A 13,910-nucleotide genomic window follows, 5' to 3' on the forward strand; every position below is an offset into this window, starting at 1 on the left:
GTCAGGCGAGCAGATTCACGGCGTGTTGGAAGAGGCCGGGGAACCGGGCCGCGGCCGGGGGGATCAGGGGTGCGAGCGGGGGCTGGTTACGGGCCCACAGCAGGGATCTCGTCAGCAGACGGTAGCTGCGGGACAGGCGGCACCACGCGCGTTCGTACGCCTGCGGGCGGCCCTCGCGGACGCAGCGCACCAGTTCGGCCGCCGCCGTCAGCGCGAGGGTGAGGCCCTCACCCGTCAGCGCGTCGACGTATCCCGCGGCGTCGCCCACGAGCAGAACGCGGCCGGACACCCGGGACCGGGCCTGCTGGCGCAGCGGCCCGGCGCCCCGGACCGGGGTGCCCTCCGCCGTACGGAGGCGGGAGGCCAGAAGGGGGAAGCGGGCCAGCTGAGCGTCGTAAGGGGCCTGCCGGGACGTGAGGACGGCGACGCCGACCTGACGTGGGCCCAACGGGGTGACGTACGCCTCGCAGTCGGCCGACCAGTGCACCTCCACCAGGTCGCTCCACGGCTCGACCGCGTAGTGCCGGCGCAATCCGTACCGCGGCTGCCGCCGGCCGGCCTGCCGCACGGTCAGGCCGAGCGCGCGCCGGATGGGCGAGTGCAGTCCGTCGGCCGCGACGAGGTAGCGGGCGGCCGTCCCGTCCGCGGTGACGTGCGTGTCGTACTGGCGCACCTGGAGAACACGGCGCGGGACGACCTCAACCCCGAGCTGGGCGGCCCGGGCGGTGAGCGCCTCGTGCAGCAGGGTGCGGCGCGCACCGAGGCCGTACCCCTCGCGGAAGAGTGCCTCGGCCTGCCGGGCGCCGAAGGAGTCCAGGTAGCGGATGCCTCGAAGAGGCAGCCCTGCCACGTCCACGTCGAGGTCGCGCAAGGCGCTCACCGCGCCGGGCATCAGTCCCTCTCCGCAGGCTTTGTCGACCGGCGCGGGCCGTGGTTCGGCGACCACGACGTCGAGACCGGCCCGCGCCGCGTGGATCGCCGTGGCCAGACCCGCGGGTCCACCGCCGACGACGAGGAGATCGATCACGGGGCCGCGCCGGGGGAGGAGAGGGAGCGTGCCGGTGCCAGCGCGTCGTTCTCGCAGCGGATACGTACGGTCAGCAGCGCGGCGTTGAGGAGCGAGAAACCCAGGGCGGTCACCCAGGCGGTATGGACCAGGGGAAGGGCCAGGCCCTCGACGACGACGGCCACGTAGTTGGGGTGGCGCAGGTACCGGTAGGGCCCGGAGGTGACCAACGGAAGGCCGGGCACGATCAGGACGCGGGTGTGCCACCGGGGGCCGAGGGTGCTGATGCACCACCAGCGCAACCCCTGGGCGGCGAGCGTGAGGACCAGCGCCGGCCAGCCGAGCAGGGGCAGGAAGGGACGGTCGGCCGCCCACGGCTCCACGAGGCAGCCGAGCAGGAGCGCGGCATGGAGGGCCACCATCGTCGGATAGTGCCCGCCGCCGTGTTCGAGGCCGCCCCGAGCTCGGCTCCACGCGCCGTTGCGGCGGGCCACGGCCAGCTCCGCGAACCGCTCGGCGATCACCAGCAGGACCAGGACGGCGTACGGCGTCATCACTCCACTCATCCCGTTCACCAGGCCAGCAGGACGAGTTCGGACGAGAAACCGGGCCCGAAGGCGAGCATCAGACCGATCGTTCCCGGCGGCGGTGCTTCGGTCCGCGTGTCGCGCAGGATCTGCAGCACCGAGGCGGAGGAGAGGTTTCCCGCCGCCGCCAGGGCCCGGCGGCTGGGGGCGAGGGCGGAGTCCGGCAGGCCGAGCTCCTCGGCGAGCGTGTCGAGAATCCTCGGGCCGCCCGGGTGGCAGATCCACGCCGTGACGTCCCGCGGCTTCAGGTCGTGTCCGGCGAGGAACGACTCGACCTCCTCGGTCACATGCAGCCTGACCAGCTCGGGGAGCTCCCGGCCGAGCACCATCCGGAACCCCCAGTCGCCGACGTCCCAGCCCAACAGGTCCTCGGTCCCGGGGTACAGGCGGCTGCGCGTGGCCACCACCGTCGGCCCGTGGCCGCCGGTCCCGCGTGATGCGGCGGAGCCGCTCCCGGGCGAGGTGGTCGGGACGGGTGACGGGGAAGCGTCGGGGGCGGCGCCGACGGCCACCAGGGCGGCGGCTCCGTCCCCGAACAGGCTGCCCGCCACCAGGTTCGCCGGTGAGGTGTCCGCGCGCTGCAGGGTGAGCGAGCACAGCTCGGTGGAGAGGAGCAGCGCGGTACGGCCGGGCCGGCCCGAGAGGTAGTCGTGGACGCGCGCGAGGCCGGCCGCTCCGGCGGCGCAGCCGAGTCCGAACAGCGGCAGGCGTTTGACGTCGGGCCGCAGGCCGACCCGCGCGGCCAGTCGGGCCTCCAGCGACGGGGCCGCGATGCCCGTCACGGTCGTCGAGACGACCAGGTCGACCTCCTCCGCCCGTACCCCCGCCTCCTCGAGAGCCCGCTCGACCGCTTCGGTGCCCAGGGCGACGGCCAGTTCGACGAAGAGACGGTTGGTCTCGCCGAAGGCGCCCAGCCCGCGATAGCGGTCGAGGGGCAGGACGAGATGACGGGTCTCCACCTGGGCCGCCGCGTGCATCCGGCGCAGGAGACCGCTGTCGGCCCCGGGCGCCAGGCAGGAGACGAGGGCTTCGGTGATCTCTTGCTGCATGTAGCGGTGCGGTGGGAAAGCCGTGCTCACCGCAAGGACGCGAGTCATTGCTCCAACATAGGGACAGCGGGACGCCGGGGCCCTGAACCGGGCCCCCACGGGCGCGCCGTCGCCTAGCGTGGTGCGATGCCCGCCACCACCGATGAAGGCCCCCACGCGCACCCGGCGCCCCCGGCCGGGTTCCCGGCAGCGGAACCGCCGGTCTTTGTCTCGCTGCTGAAGGCGAGTCACCCGTTGCCGGCGGCCGCTGTCACGGTCCTCACCGCGCTGCTGGCGGCCGCCGTCGGGCTGGGCCCCGGCGCCGGCGCCAAGGCGGTGGCGGCGGTCGCCGTCGGCCAGTTGTCGATCGGCTGGTGCAACGACCGGCTCGACGTCGGGCGTGACCGGGCGGCCGGACGCCGCGACAAGCCGCTGGCCGCCGGCACGGTACGGCCCGCGACGGTCGGTACGGCCGCGTGCGCGGCCCTGCTCGCCTGCGTCCCCCTGTCACTGGCCTGCGGGGTCCTGGCCGGCGGCGTCCACCTCGGCTGCGTCGCCGCCGCCTGGTCCTACAACCTCTGGCTCAAACACACGATCGCCTCCTGGCTGCCGTACGCCGTCGCCTTCGGCCTGCTTCCGGCCTTTCTGACGCTCGCTCTCCCCGGCAACCCGTGGCCGCCCCTCTGGTTGTCCGCGGCGGCGGCCCTGCTGGCCACCGGCGCCCACTTCGCCAACGTCCTGCCGGACATCGAGGGGGACCTCGCGAGCGGTGTGCTCGGACTGCCGCAGCGACTGGGGCGGCACCGATCGATCGCGGCGGCCGCGCTCCTGGCCTTCGCCTCCTGTGCGGTGCTGACCGTGGGGCCGACGGGACCCGTGACCGTGGGAGGCGGGGTGCTGCTCGCGGCGACGCTCGCCCTGTGCCTGCTGGCGGTCGCCGGGCCGGCCGCCCTCGCCCGCGGGCGCCTGCCCTTCGTGGTCGTCCTGGCCATGGCCGGAGTGGACGCCGTCCTGCTGGTGCTGGCCGGCCGCGCGCTCGCCCCGGGACACCTCTGAGCGTCGACGCCGAGGGGCGCCCCGGCCCTGCGGCCCCGGCCCCGCGGCCCCGGCCCCGCGGCCCGGGCGCCCCGGCCCGTCGCCGCCCGTGGGTCAGCCGTTCCGGCCGCTGTCCTCCAGGTACGCGAGGACCTCCCGTACCTGCTCGACCGGACGGTCTCCCACCGGGCGCAGCACGACGGTGTCCGCGCCCGCGTCCCAGAGTCCGCGCACCCGGTCGGCCGCCGTGCCGGCGGAGCCGGCGGCGAGGAAGACCTCGCCCGGCGGAACCTGAAGCCAGTTCGCGTACTCCTCGACGATCGGGGCGGTCGCCGCCGCGACCCTCGTCGCGTCGTCGCCGACGCACAGGTGGGTGAGGACGACCAGCTCGTGCGGGCGCGGCTCCGTGGCCGCCGCCCGGCCCCTGCCGATGTGCTCCAGCGCGGCGGTGACGGCTCGCGGCCCGTGCCCCTCCGCGACGACGGTCCCGTCGGCGGCCCGCCCCGACAGCTCCAGCGACCGGGGACGTACGACACCGGCGACGACCGGCGGGGCCTCGACCGGCGGATGGACCAGCCGTACACCGTCGATTCGGACGATCCGGCCGTCCACGTGCGTGGTGCGGCCGTGCAGCAAGTTGCGCACGGCCTCGATCGTCTCCTCGAGCAGCGCGAGCTTGTGAGGGGTCTCGGCCCCCACCTGCGCCATCCAGGGCGGCGCCCCGTGCCCGATCCCCGCGATGAGCCGCCCCGGGAACACCCGTGCCAGCATGGCCAGTTCCATGGCGAGCAGGGCCGGATTCCGCAGCGGGGCAGGCGCGATCCCGATACCCACGCGCACCCGCTCGGTCGCGGCCAGGGCGAGCGCCGCGGAGGCGATCGATCCCGCCCACGCGAGGTCCTCCACCACCCAGAGGTCGTCCGCACCGCACGCCTCCACCGCCTTCGCGAACCCGGCGAGCTCCTCGGGCCTGCGCTCCCTGTCGAACATCACGCCTATGCGGCGCCGTGAGGACGTACGGTCAGCTGACATGGCCTCATTCCTTCCGCGAAGGGACGGCTCGCCCCACCCGTAACGGCAGGTCTTACGGTCCCGGGTCATGAAGATCGTTGTACATGACACGGCGTCGGCCCTGCACGACATTCTCCGGAGCCCGCCGGAGCAACGACCCGACGCACTACGGGAGATGCTCAGTCCCCTGCAGGGCGTGCTGTCCCCGGAGGGCGTGGACACGGCCACGGCCCAGATGCGCCCCCGCCCGGGCCGAGCAGGCGGAAGAGCGCTGGGGCGGGAGCGCCCAAGGAGGCTTTCCCCCCGGCGTACGCGACGGCACGTACCAGGCCGCGAGGGGAGACGCAGGTCACATTCGTTCATGTCACGACGGGTGAGGGCCGTTCCGTCCAAGGGGTGGAAGCATCGACAACGACACAGGAGCCCACCATGGAAGCTCGGTTGAACCTCCACGCCAGCCCCGTCGCCGCCAAGTTCGCCAAGCACATCGTCGCCGCCGGGCGCGTGCTCGCGGACTCGACCCTGCCGCTCGCGACGCAGGAACTCGTGAAGTTGCGTGCCAGCCAGATCAACGGCTGCGGTTTCTGCACCGACATGCACACCAAGGACGCCGCGCACGCGGGGGAGTCCTCGGTGCGCCTCAACCTCGTCGCGGCGTGGCGCGAGGCCACGGTCTTCACCGACGCCGAGCGCGCCGCCCTGGAGCTGACCGAACAGGGCACCCGCATCGCCGACGCGGCCGGCGGCGTCACCGACGAGGCGTGGGAGAACGCCGCCAAGCACTACGACGAGGAGCAGCTCGCCGCTCTCGTGTGCACCATCGCCCTCATCAACGCCTTCAACCGCGGGAACGTCATCGTCCAGCAGCCCGCCGGCGACTACCAGCCCGGCCAGTTCGCGTAACCCGGAGCACCTCGCCGGGACACCTCACCGGAACCGCACACGCCCCGGGCACCCCTTTCGGGGGCCCGGGGCGTCCCTCCGTGCGTACGGTGACGAACTCAGCCGGTGGCAACGCCGAACCACTGCGGCAGCCGGCCGAGCAGGTCCTGCTGATCGTCACCGACCCAGGCCACATGGCCGTCCGGCCGCAGCAGCACGGCGGGCGCGTCCAGTTCCTCGCTGACGTCCACGACGTGGTCGACCCGGTCCGCCCACCCCTCCACCGAGAGCCGGCCGGTCTGGTCGAGCAGAAGCCCGCGGCCGCCGTGCATCCGCTCGTAGAGGCGACCCTGCTTCAGCTTCACGTCCCGCATCCGGCCGCCGAGCAGTTCGTGGCCCTCGCCGAAGTCGTAACGGACCCCGACCGCGGTGATCATCTCGGTCACATACCGGTTGACCTCCTCGAAGTCCATCAGCCTCGAGAACAGCTCCCGCAGCGCGGTCGCACCCGGATCGGTCCCGAGGAGCGTGATCTGCGCGCGGGTGTTGTCCAGCACGCGGGCCCCCACCGGGTGCCGCTCGGCGTGGTAGCTGTCCAACAACCCTTCCGGCGCCCAGCCGTTGACCTCGGCGGCCAGTTTCCAGCCGAGGTTGAAGGCGTCCTGGATGCCGAGGTTGAGTCCCTGCCCGCCGGTCGGCGGGTGGATGTGCGCCGCGTCACCGGCCAGCAGCACCCGGCCGACCCGGTAGCGCTCGGCCTGCCGCGTGGCGTCACCGAAGCGGGAGAGCCAGCGCGGCGCGTGGACACCGAAGTCGGTGCCCGCGAAGACCCGCAGCTGCCGCTTGAACTCCTCGAGGGTCGGCGCGGTCGTACGGTTTTCGGCCACGCCGTCGGCGGGCACGACGATGCGGTACGACCCGTCCGGGTTGCGCTGGGCACCGAACCGCAGTTGGGTCTTGCGGACTTCCGCGACGGCGGCGGCGATCTCCTCCGCCGACTCGGTCACCTCCATGTCGCCCAGCAGCGTCTCGACCTTGGCGGGCTCGCCGGGGAAGCCGACGCCCAGCAGCTTGCGCACCACACTGCGACCGCCGTCGCACCCGACGAGGTAGCGCGACCGCAGGCACGTGCCCTCCGCCAGCTCGACGGTCACGCCGTCCGCGTCCTGGCTCAGCCCGACCACTTCGCAGCCGCGCCGGATCTCGGTGCCGAGTTCGAGGGCACGCTCGTTGAGCAGCCGCTCGGTCACCGGCTGCGGGGTGGCGAGGCCGTACGGGTGCGCGGTGTCCAGCCGGTCCGGCCACGGCTTGGCGATCCCGCCGAAGAGACCGCCGACCTGGAACTTCTCGCTGACCGCGAGGAACCGGTCCAGCAGCCCGCGCTGGTCCATCATCTCGACGCTGCGGGCGTGCAGGCCCTGCCCGCGGGACTGCTCGGTCGGCTCGGTCAGCTTCTCCAGCACGACCACGCGCACACCGGCCAGCCGTAGCTCGGCGGCCAGCATCAGCCCGGTCGGTCCGCCGCCGGCAACGATCACATCAATCATCAACACGCCCATTTCCGCAGGTTCTGGCTTCGAGCGCTGATTCTGCGCCACCCCCGGGGCCTTGCCGCAAGCCCCCGGGTGCGCTATAAGTTGAGAGTGGCAAGGAGCCGGTGACCTCCTTGCCTTTCTCTTTTGCCGGCTTCCTCGTCGCGCGTGAGGGGGCGGGAAGCTGTCCCGCGACGATCGCGGCGAGCGAGAGACCGAACCCCACGAGTTGGACCGGTCCGAGCGTCTGGCCGAGCAGCACGGCGCCGAGAACCGCGGCGACCAGCGGCGAGAGCAGGACGAGAACCGCGACCGACGTGACGGGCAGTGCGGTGATGCCGCGGAACCACAGGACGAAGGCGATCAGGCCGCCGACCAGGCCGAGCCAGAGGTAGCCGAGGGCGGCGGGGAGGTCGATCGCCGGAGGCGCCCCCTCGACGAGGAAGGCGACGGGCAGCAGGAACAGGCCCCCGGCCGTGAGCTGCCACCCGGCGAAAGCGGTGGCACTCGCCCCGGCGGGACGCCCCCAGCGCTTGGTGAGTGTCACCCCGAGCGCCATCGTGGCCGCGCTGCCGAGCCCCGCCCCGATCCCGACGAGGTCGAGTCGCGCGTGCGGCCCGATCACCACCAGGCCGACACCGACCATGCCTGTCAGGCCCCAGACGAGGCGCCATGCGGAGAGGCGCTCGCGCAGCACCGACACCGCCAGGACGGCGACGACGAGCGGCTGGGCCGCCGCCAGGGTGGCGGCGACGCCTCCTGGGAGGCGTTCGGCCGCGACGGACAGCAGCGGGAAGAGCAGCCCGATGTTCAGCACGCCGAGCGTCGCGGCCTTCGCCCACCACCCTCCGCTCGGCAGCGTCCGGGCGATCGCGAGCGCGACCAGACCGGCGGGTAATGCCCGCAGGAGCCCCGCGAACACGGGATGGCCCGGCGGGAGCAGTTCGGTGGTCACCACATAGAACGTGCCCCAGGAGACGGGAGCGATCGCCGTCATGAGCGTAAGCGGCAGCCTCCCACGCGAAACACCACCGCTGCCGTTGCCCCTGCCACCGCCGACGCCTCCGGTGGGAACCCTCTGTACCGCTGGACTTGTCATGCTCGAAGTCTCGGTCGACGGCGATCGATGAGTCCAACACATGTTTGTCACCCCATCGATCTGAATCGAAGATGGATCCATGGAGCTCCAGCAGATGCGCTACGTCCTCGCCGTCGCCGAGACGAACAGCTTCACCCGGGCCGCCGAACGGTGCATGGTCGTCCAGTCCGCCCTCAGCCACCAGATCGCCCGTCTGGAAAGGGAATTGGGCGCACGACTCTTCGAGCGCACCAGCCGCCGGGTGCGACTGACACCGGCAGGTGCGGCGTTCCTCCCCGCCGCCCGTCAGTGTCTTGACGCCGCCGAGCGCGCGGCCGCCGAGGTCGCCGCGGCTGTCGGCGAGGTACGCGGACGGCTCAGCGTCGGCCTGATCCCCACCGTCGCCGCCGTCGACATCCCGAGTGCGCTGCGCGACTTCCGCCGCGCGTATCCGAACGTGCGCATCGGCCTGCGGGTCGGCGCGAGCGAGGAACTCGTCGAACAGGTCAGGGAAGGAGCCGTCGAACTGGCTTTCCTGGGGCTGCCGACCACGTCACGCCCGCACGGTGTCGCCGCCCACGAACTCGCCCATGACCGTCTCGTCGCCGTGGTCGCGCCGGACCATCCGCTCGCCGGAGAAGCGGCGGTCGACCTTCACAGACTCTCTTCCGAGGTGTTCGTGGACCTTCCGGCCGGGACAGCCGGACGCGTCCAGTCCGACCAGGCCTTCTCCGCCGCGGGACTCAGCCGAGACGTCGCCTTCGAAGTGACCAACGCGGACTTCCTGGCGCGACTCGTCGGCCAGGGCCTCGGCATCGCCATGCTCCCCTCCGCCTACGTACGTCAACTCAGCGGCGTCACCACGATCGAGGTCACCGACGCGCCGGCCCGCGTCGAGTACGTCATCTGGAGCCGGACCGGCCGCACGCCCGCGGCGACCGCCTTCCTCGCCCTGCTCGACGTCCCGGCAACGTGATGGGTCGGCGCCGCCGCCGACACCGAAGCGCCGGACCCTCCGGCCGTTCTGTCCCCGCACCACTCGGGTCGCGTCAGGTCGGACCGCTGGACAGTCAGTCCGCGTCGACCGCTGCGGCCTCCCCGCTGTCGCGGGGCTTCAGGAGCCCCCTCACCGCCCGCCGCCTCGGCTACGGATCCACCGACAGCATGAACCGCGTCGGCGCCCGACTCCTCACCGAACTGCGCACCCAGGGCCGGACCGGCCTCATCGGCCCCCGGAACCGCGCCCCCGGCAGTACCGCTGGGGACGCGCTCGCCCTCATCGACGCTACCATCCGCCGCGCCTCCCGAGCCGGGCAGTGAACGCGCACCGTCTCCGCCTGGCGGGGAGCCGCGAAGGAATCACACGGCCTCGTACATCTCCCCGCTCAAGATGTCCCGCACCGTGGACGGGTCACGACACGCCGCGTCTTGCCGCCCGCAGCCGGCTCCGGATACCCGGCAGGCAAACCCCACTGCACCCGCCCGCACGGGTGCAGGGAGTCGTCGGACACCCACGTGCTCACGACGGTGCACCAGGGACCGATCCCGCGACTGCGGGGAGCAGACCCTGATCCTGCGACAGCCCCGCCGGGCTGACCCCGACGGCCCAGCGCCACGGCGGCGAGCCCGCTGCCTGGCGGGATGCTCAGGAAGTGGTCACGGACACGGTGCCGACGACCGGCAGGTGATCGGACCACTCCTGGGTCGAGGTAACGACCTCGCAGGAAGCGAAGGAGTTCTTCGCGAACAGGTAGTCGTACTGCTGCGACTCGCGCTTGTACACCCAGGTCGACGGGCCGCCCGCAGGGTTCGTCTGCTCGGATCGACTCCACTTCGTCGGCGAGCCCTTGCGCGCGGTCGTGCCGAGCTGCTGGCACTCCCTGTACGTGGTGTACAGAGGCACGAGATTGGACGCCTCGCTCCCCGCCGCGCTGTCCCCCGGAGGCCGATTGTTGAGGTCACCTCCGAAGACGGTGTCGGTGCCGGTGCCGGTGATCTCCGTGAGGCGCTGGATCTGCGCGACGCGGTAGGAGAACCCGGCGCGCGCGTCCAGGTCTTCTCCGGGCGGCGTCAGATGTGTGGTGCAGAAGCGGACCGGCGTGTGCGACGTCCGCCGGACGCAGAGAGCCTTCAGCGAGATGCCGGCCTGCGGGGACGGGAGCTCGTACTCGTAGGGGTCGCCGAAGGTCCCCTTGACGGCGATGGCCATTCCCTGGACGCCTGGTATCAGCGAGCCGCGGCAGCGGAAGTTCGAGGTCGCGGGTGCGTTGTTGTGCTTGCGTACCGGGTATTCCCGGGTCACCGAGGGCTTCACCGTGATCGAGGCCCCCCACCTGTCCTGGGCGAGACGGTCGTAGGGGAGGAACGCGAGGTTCCAGTCCGCTCCCAGCGCGTCCAGCTGCTGCTCGACATGCGTGAGCAGGCTGTCCGCGTCCTCGGACTTATTGGCGTCGTAGCTCTTGTCGTTCTTGTACTCCTCGCCGCAGATCTCCTGGAGGAAGACGGCGTCGAGGCTCTTGGTTCTGGCCAGGTCGGCGACGGCCTTTGCCTGCCCGGCGGGATTCGTCTGGGCGTAGCAGTCACCCGCTTCGCCGCAGATGTTCCACGTCATCACCCGGACAGTGGCGGTGGTGGCGCCGACCGTGGGTTGCGGAGATCGCTCGGCGCTGTCGGAACCCGGTCTGATCACGCCGATGTACGCCAGTGCCGCAACGGCGACGACCGCCGCGGCCGCGCCGAGTTGGTGTCGCTTCACACGCCCTCCCTTGATCCTTGATACCGCTCGGGAGTATAGGCTGCGCGGCGAACGCATGAACGAATGGTGAAGGGGTGGGGGCAGTTGAGGCTCACTCGGCGTCGTACGCCGTGGATCGCGGCTCTGCTCGCGTGGTCGGCGATGTCGTCCATGCTGTCGGTGCCGGTCTCCTCCGCGGCGGCGGCGACCGCCGAGACGCGCGGACCCGATCTGAACGGCGACGGATGGGCCGACATCGTCACGTCCTCGTCGGCGCGGCTGACCCGCTGGCGCGACCCCCTGCGGGGTCCCGCCGATCTGGGTGGTTCGGTGTACGTGCTCCCCGGTGGTCCGACCGGGAGCCGTCCGGCCGCCGCGCTCCTCAATCAGGACAGCGCGAGCATCGCCGGGAGTTCGGAGCAGGAGGACACGTTCGGCCAAGTGGTCGCCACGGGTGACTTCGACAAGGACGGTCGCGCGGATGTCGCCCTGGGGAACGCGCACGAAGAGGTCGGCGGGTTTCTCGACGCCGGTGCCGTGACCGTCCAGTACGGGCAGAGTGCGGCCCCGTACGTGGAGGCCGGCAAGCCGGGGGCGCTCACCTTCATCGAGCAGGGCACCGTCGACGTGCCCGGTGACAACGAGATGGGTGACCTTTTCGGTACGAGTCTCGCCACGGGTGACTTCAACGGCGATTCCTTCGACGACCTGGCGATCGGCGCGCCCGGTGAGGCGGTCGGCACCTCCTTCGAGGCGGGGCGCGTCACCGTCCTCTACGGCGGCGCGAACGGCCTCACTGCCGCCGGCGCCCAGTCCTTCGACGGAACGGTCGCGGGCGCCGCCGAGCCCTTCGACCACTTCGGAGCCTCGCTCGCCGCCGCGAACCTGCGTGGCGACGGTCGCGACGACCTCGCTGTACTCGCCTCGGGCGAGTACCTGACGGGTGTGGACGGGGCCTGGGGTGCGGCCATGGTCCTCAAGGGCCAGGCCACCGGCCTCGACTCCGTCGCACCGACCGTGATCAACGTGAATCACACCGGCACCACGGGACATCTGCGCACCGTGACCGCCGGCCACTTCCAGGGCTCCACCTACGCCGGGCTCGCCTTCTTCGCCGACCAGGAGAAGGGCGCCGCACCGTTCTCGGGCGCGGTCGTGGTCGCCTCGGGCGGCTCTTCCGAGGTCTCCGCCACCGCCCTCACGCACCTCACCAGCGAGACGCCCTATGCCGACGCGTACTGGGGCGGCGCCCTCGCGGCGGGTGACATCGACGGTGACGGGACGGACGAGCTGGCTGTGGGAGCCCTGCGCGGGGCGCGCGGCAACGGCAGTGTCACGCTGTACCTCGGCGACACGGCCGGGCTCACAGTCCGGCCGAGGACGACCTTCACTGAGGAGACCCTCGGTGGGACGGGCAAGAACGGCGAGGGCTTCGGGTACGCCCTGTCCATCCAGGACAGCACCGGCGACGGCGTCGCCGAACTGATCGTGGGTGCTCCGTGGGAGGACGCGTCCGCGGCCCCGGTGGCCCAGACGTCCACCGTGGGATCGGCCTTGTACGAGCTGAGCCTGAGCATCCCGGCGGGCGGGCTGCCGACGCTCACCTCCTACCGCTCCACGACGGCCTCCGCGCCCTCGTCCTTCGGGCCGGGCGGCGTGGGTCTGGCCGGAGGCGTGACCGTCCTCGACAACTACGGTGTCGAGCCTTCCCCTTGGCTCGACCGACTGCCTCCGCTCGTGTCATAGCTCCGGTGGCTCTGTTCATGAGAACGGACAACAGGCGTTCACCGGCTGGCTCTGTTCGGTTCACACAACTTTGGCGGCACAGCTACTGGGGGTGGCCCTGATCGGCTGTCAGCCCTTTCTGCCAGCATGCTCGTGTGACAGCTACACGTGAACCGCGTCCGACCGAAGTCACTCTCGACTTCCTGCGCTCCGCGTTCCCGCCGGAATGGCGCGAGCCGGCGCTCGGCCGCGAAGCTGTCGCAGCGTGGGAGGCGGAGAACGGGGTGGTCCTTCCAGAGCCGTACAGGACCTTCATCGCGGAGATCAGCAATGGGTCGAGCCTTGGACCCGCCGGCGACGGTGGTCTCCAGCCACTTGGTTGGCTGCCTGACGCCTGGCCCGACCTCGGCTCGCGGCAGCCGGGGGAGTCGTTTCCTCTGCAGTCAGCCTGGTGCTGGGAAGACGACGAGGACGTCGACCCCGAGGACCCGCGGATCGATGCCGCTTTCAAGAACGGTTCTGTCGTTCTCGGTTCCGAGGACGGGCAGTCCTTCTGGCTTCTGCTGACCACCGGCCCCCGTCGCGGTGACGTCTGGATGGTCGCCGACGTCGGCGCCATCCCGGTGCCTGGTGACCACGCATGGGGTTTCGAGGAGTGGGTGCGTCGCTGGCACACCGGTGACGGCTGGTGGGACTGAACGCTCCGTCCTGCGGAGACGAAGCTCACGGTCCGAATCCGCAGACTTGCGGTGAAGAGTCCCCACGCTGACTTGCCGTCATGCTTCGTGGCTTGAGCGGCTGCGTTCGGCATTGGTCGAGGTGGGTCTCGCTTTGGCCGGCCGAGTCGGCGCCCGTCTGGCGGACGTCTTCGGCATGTCCATCAGCCGCAGCACGGTACTTCGGCCGGCCGGTGCGATATCTGACCCGGCACCGTCGGCTCCGCACGTGGTGGCATCGACGAGGACGCGATGCGCAAGGTCGTGTCTAGAGGCAGCCGCCGTCGCCGCCTGGCTTGCTGAGTGTCCTGAGGCTGAGGTGGTCCGGTACCCACTGCCGGCTTGCCTTGCACGGCCGGTCCCTGGATGCGCCGGTCGTGCCCGATCACACGAAAGCAGTCGACTCCGTCACGCGGCGGCGATCGCCTGGCAGGCGGTCAAGGCGGGTGAGCCGCTCACCGTGTTGTCACTCGAGCCCAGGCTGTATGCGGGAGGAACAAGCATCACTCCGCTGAAGCCCACCTGATCGCGTCGCCTCCACACGTCGGCGCCACCTCACAGGAACGGCGGGCGGTT

The 13,910-nt window shown here is 71.7% G+C and carries 13 protein-coding genes; 6 read left to right on the forward strand and 7 right to left on the reverse strand.

Translation table 11 applies throughout. The features are described 5' to 3' along the window. Nucleotide 1: 1 nt before the first annotated feature. Genes IE136_RS12810 through IE136_RS12820 form a run of 3 tightly spaced genes read right to left on the reverse strand, consistent with a single transcriptional unit; the run spans nucleotide 2 to nucleotide 2,690 of the window. Nucleotides 2–1,027, reverse strand: a complete 1,026-nt coding sequence (locus tag IE136_RS12810) for an NAD(P)/FAD-dependent oxidoreductase (RefSeq protein WP_189600373.1) — start codon at nucleotides 1,025–1,027, stop codon at nucleotides 2–4. After that, on the reverse strand, nucleotides 1,024–1,560 hold the full coding sequence (locus tag IE136_RS12815; protein WP_158984105.1) for an isoprenylcysteine carboxyl methyltransferase family protein: 537 nt from the start codon (nucleotides 1,558–1,560) through the stop codon (nucleotides 1,024–1,026). Before IE136_RS12815 ends, IE136_RS12810 begins: the two co-directional genes overlap by 4 nt. Nucleotides 1,561–1,577: 17 nt before the next feature. Then, the gene (locus tag IE136_RS12820) at nucleotides 1,578–2,690 is read right to left on the reverse strand and encodes a type III polyketide synthase (RefSeq protein WP_158984103.1); all 1,113 of its coding nucleotides are present in this window, start codon (nucleotides 2,688–2,690) and stop codon (nucleotides 1,578–1,580) included. A 78-nt stretch (nucleotides 2,691–2,768) separates the two neighbouring features. On the opposite strand from IE136_RS12820, the gene IE136_RS12825 reads away from it, so the two are divergent. Beyond that, nucleotides 2,769–3,677 (forward strand): UbiA family prenyltransferase, encoded by a 909-nt coding sequence (locus IE136_RS12825; RefSeq protein WP_189600374.1) that lies wholly within the window; start codon nucleotides 2,769–2,771, stop codon nucleotides 3,675–3,677. A 93-nt stretch (nucleotides 3,678–3,770) separates the two neighbouring features. On the opposite strand, the gene IE136_RS12830 is transcribed toward IE136_RS12825, so the two are convergent. Further along, nucleotides 3,771–4,688 carry an LLM class flavin-dependent oxidoreductase gene (locus IE136_RS12830; RefSeq protein ID WP_189600375.1) on the reverse strand — a complete coding sequence of 306 codons (918 nt, stop codon included), beginning with the start codon at nucleotides 4,686–4,688 and terminating at the stop codon, nucleotides 3,771–3,773. A gap of 408 nt (nucleotides 4,689–5,096) precedes the next feature. Between IE136_RS12830 and IE136_RS12835 the strand changes: the two genes are divergently transcribed. Continuing rightward, nucleotides 5,097–5,570 carry a carboxymuconolactone decarboxylase family protein gene (locus IE136_RS12835; protein ID WP_189600376.1) on the forward strand — a complete coding sequence of 158 codons (474 nt, stop codon included), beginning with the start codon at nucleotides 5,097–5,099 and terminating at the stop codon, nucleotides 5,568–5,570. 98 nt (nucleotides 5,571–5,668) lie between these two features. Here IE136_RS12835 and rox read toward each other — a convergent pair whose 3' ends face one another. Beyond that, nucleotides 5,669–7,096 carry a rifampin monooxygenase gene (rox, locus tag IE136_RS12840; protein WP_189600377.1) on the reverse strand — a complete coding sequence of 476 codons (1,428 nt, stop codon included), beginning with the start codon at nucleotides 7,094–7,096 and terminating at the stop codon, nucleotides 5,669–5,671. Next, on the reverse strand, nucleotides 7,089–8,078 hold the full coding sequence (locus tag IE136_RS12845) for an EamA family transporter (protein WP_189600378.1): 990 nt from the start codon (nucleotides 8,076–8,078) through the stop codon (nucleotides 7,089–7,091). Before IE136_RS12845 ends, rox begins: the two co-directional genes overlap by 8 nt. Nucleotides 8,079–8,259: 181 nt before the next feature. Here IE136_RS12845 and IE136_RS12850 point away from each other — a divergent pair, with 181 nt between their 5' ends. Beyond that, on the forward strand, nucleotides 8,260–9,135 hold the full coding sequence (locus tag IE136_RS12850; protein ID WP_189600379.1) for a LysR family transcriptional regulator: 876 nt from the start codon (nucleotides 8,260–8,262) through the stop codon (nucleotides 9,133–9,135). Nucleotides 9,136–9,323: 188 nt separating this feature from the next. Next, nucleotides 9,324–9,479, forward strand: coding sequence for a hypothetical protein (locus IE136_RS12855; RefSeq protein WP_229818807.1), 156 nt, complete (start codon nucleotides 9,324–9,326; stop codon nucleotides 9,477–9,479). Nucleotides 9,480–9,804: 325 nt separating this feature from the next. On the opposite strand, the gene IE136_RS12860 is transcribed toward IE136_RS12855, so the two are convergent. Then, complete coding sequence (locus IE136_RS12860) at nucleotides 9,805–10,914, reverse strand: endonuclease/exonuclease/phosphatase family protein (protein WP_158984089.1); 1,110 nt, start codon at nucleotides 10,912–10,914, stop codon at nucleotides 9,805–9,807. Between the two features lie 84 nt (nucleotides 10,915–10,998). On the opposite strand from IE136_RS12860, the gene IE136_RS12865 reads away from it, so the two are divergent. Beyond that, complete coding sequence (locus IE136_RS12865; protein ID WP_189600380.1) at nucleotides 10,999–12,639, forward strand: FG-GAP and VCBS repeat-containing protein; 1,641 nt, start codon at nucleotides 10,999–11,001, stop codon at nucleotides 12,637–12,639. 134 nt (nucleotides 12,640–12,773) lie between these two features. Continuing rightward, a complete protein-coding gene (locus IE136_RS12870) occupies nucleotides 12,774–13,316 on the forward strand; it encodes an SMI1/KNR4 family protein (RefSeq protein ID WP_158984085.1) in 543 nt (180 codons plus the stop codon). Nucleotides 13,317–13,910 lie beyond the last annotated feature (594 nt).

This window comes from Streptomyces lateritius (assembly GCF_014649715.1).
Taxonomy (GTDB): domain Bacteria; phylum Actinomycetota; class Actinomycetes; order Streptomycetales; family Streptomycetaceae; genus Streptomyces; species Streptomyces lateritius.

Coding starts and splice junctions, on each gene's coding strand:
- IE136_RS12815 (WP_158984105.1), bottom strand. CDS start 1,560: ATGACGCCGTACGCCGTCCTGGTCCTGCTGGTGATCGCCGAGCGGTTC.
- IE136_RS12820 (WP_158984103.1), bottom strand. CDS start 2,690: ATGACTCGCGTCCTTGCGGTGAGCACGGCTTTCCCACCGCACCGCTAC.
- IE136_RS12825 (WP_189600374.1), top strand. CDS start 2,769: ATGCCCGCCACCACCGATGAAGGCCCCCACGCGCACCCGGCGCCCCCG.
- IE136_RS12830 (WP_189600375.1), bottom strand. CDS start 4,688: ATGTCAGCTGACCGTACGTCCTCACGGCGCCGCATAGGCGTGATGTTC.
- IE136_RS12835 (WP_189600376.1), top strand. CDS start 5,097: ATGGAAGCTCGGTTGAACCTCCACGCCAGCCCCGTCGCCGCCAAGTTC.
- rox (WP_189600377.1), bottom strand. CDS start 7,096: ATGATTGATGTGATCGTTGCCGGCGGCGGACCGACCGGGCTGATGCTG.
- IE136_RS12845 (WP_189600378.1), bottom strand. CDS start 8,078: ATGACGGCGATCGCTCCCGTCTCCTGGGGCACGTTCTATGTGGTGACC.
- IE136_RS12850 (WP_189600379.1), top strand. CDS start 8,260: ATGGAGCTCCAGCAGATGCGCTACGTCCTCGCCGTCGCCGAGACGAAC.
- IE136_RS12855 (WP_229818807.1), top strand. CDS start 9,324: ATGAACCGCGTCGGCGCCCGACTCCTCACCGAACTGCGCACCCAGGGC.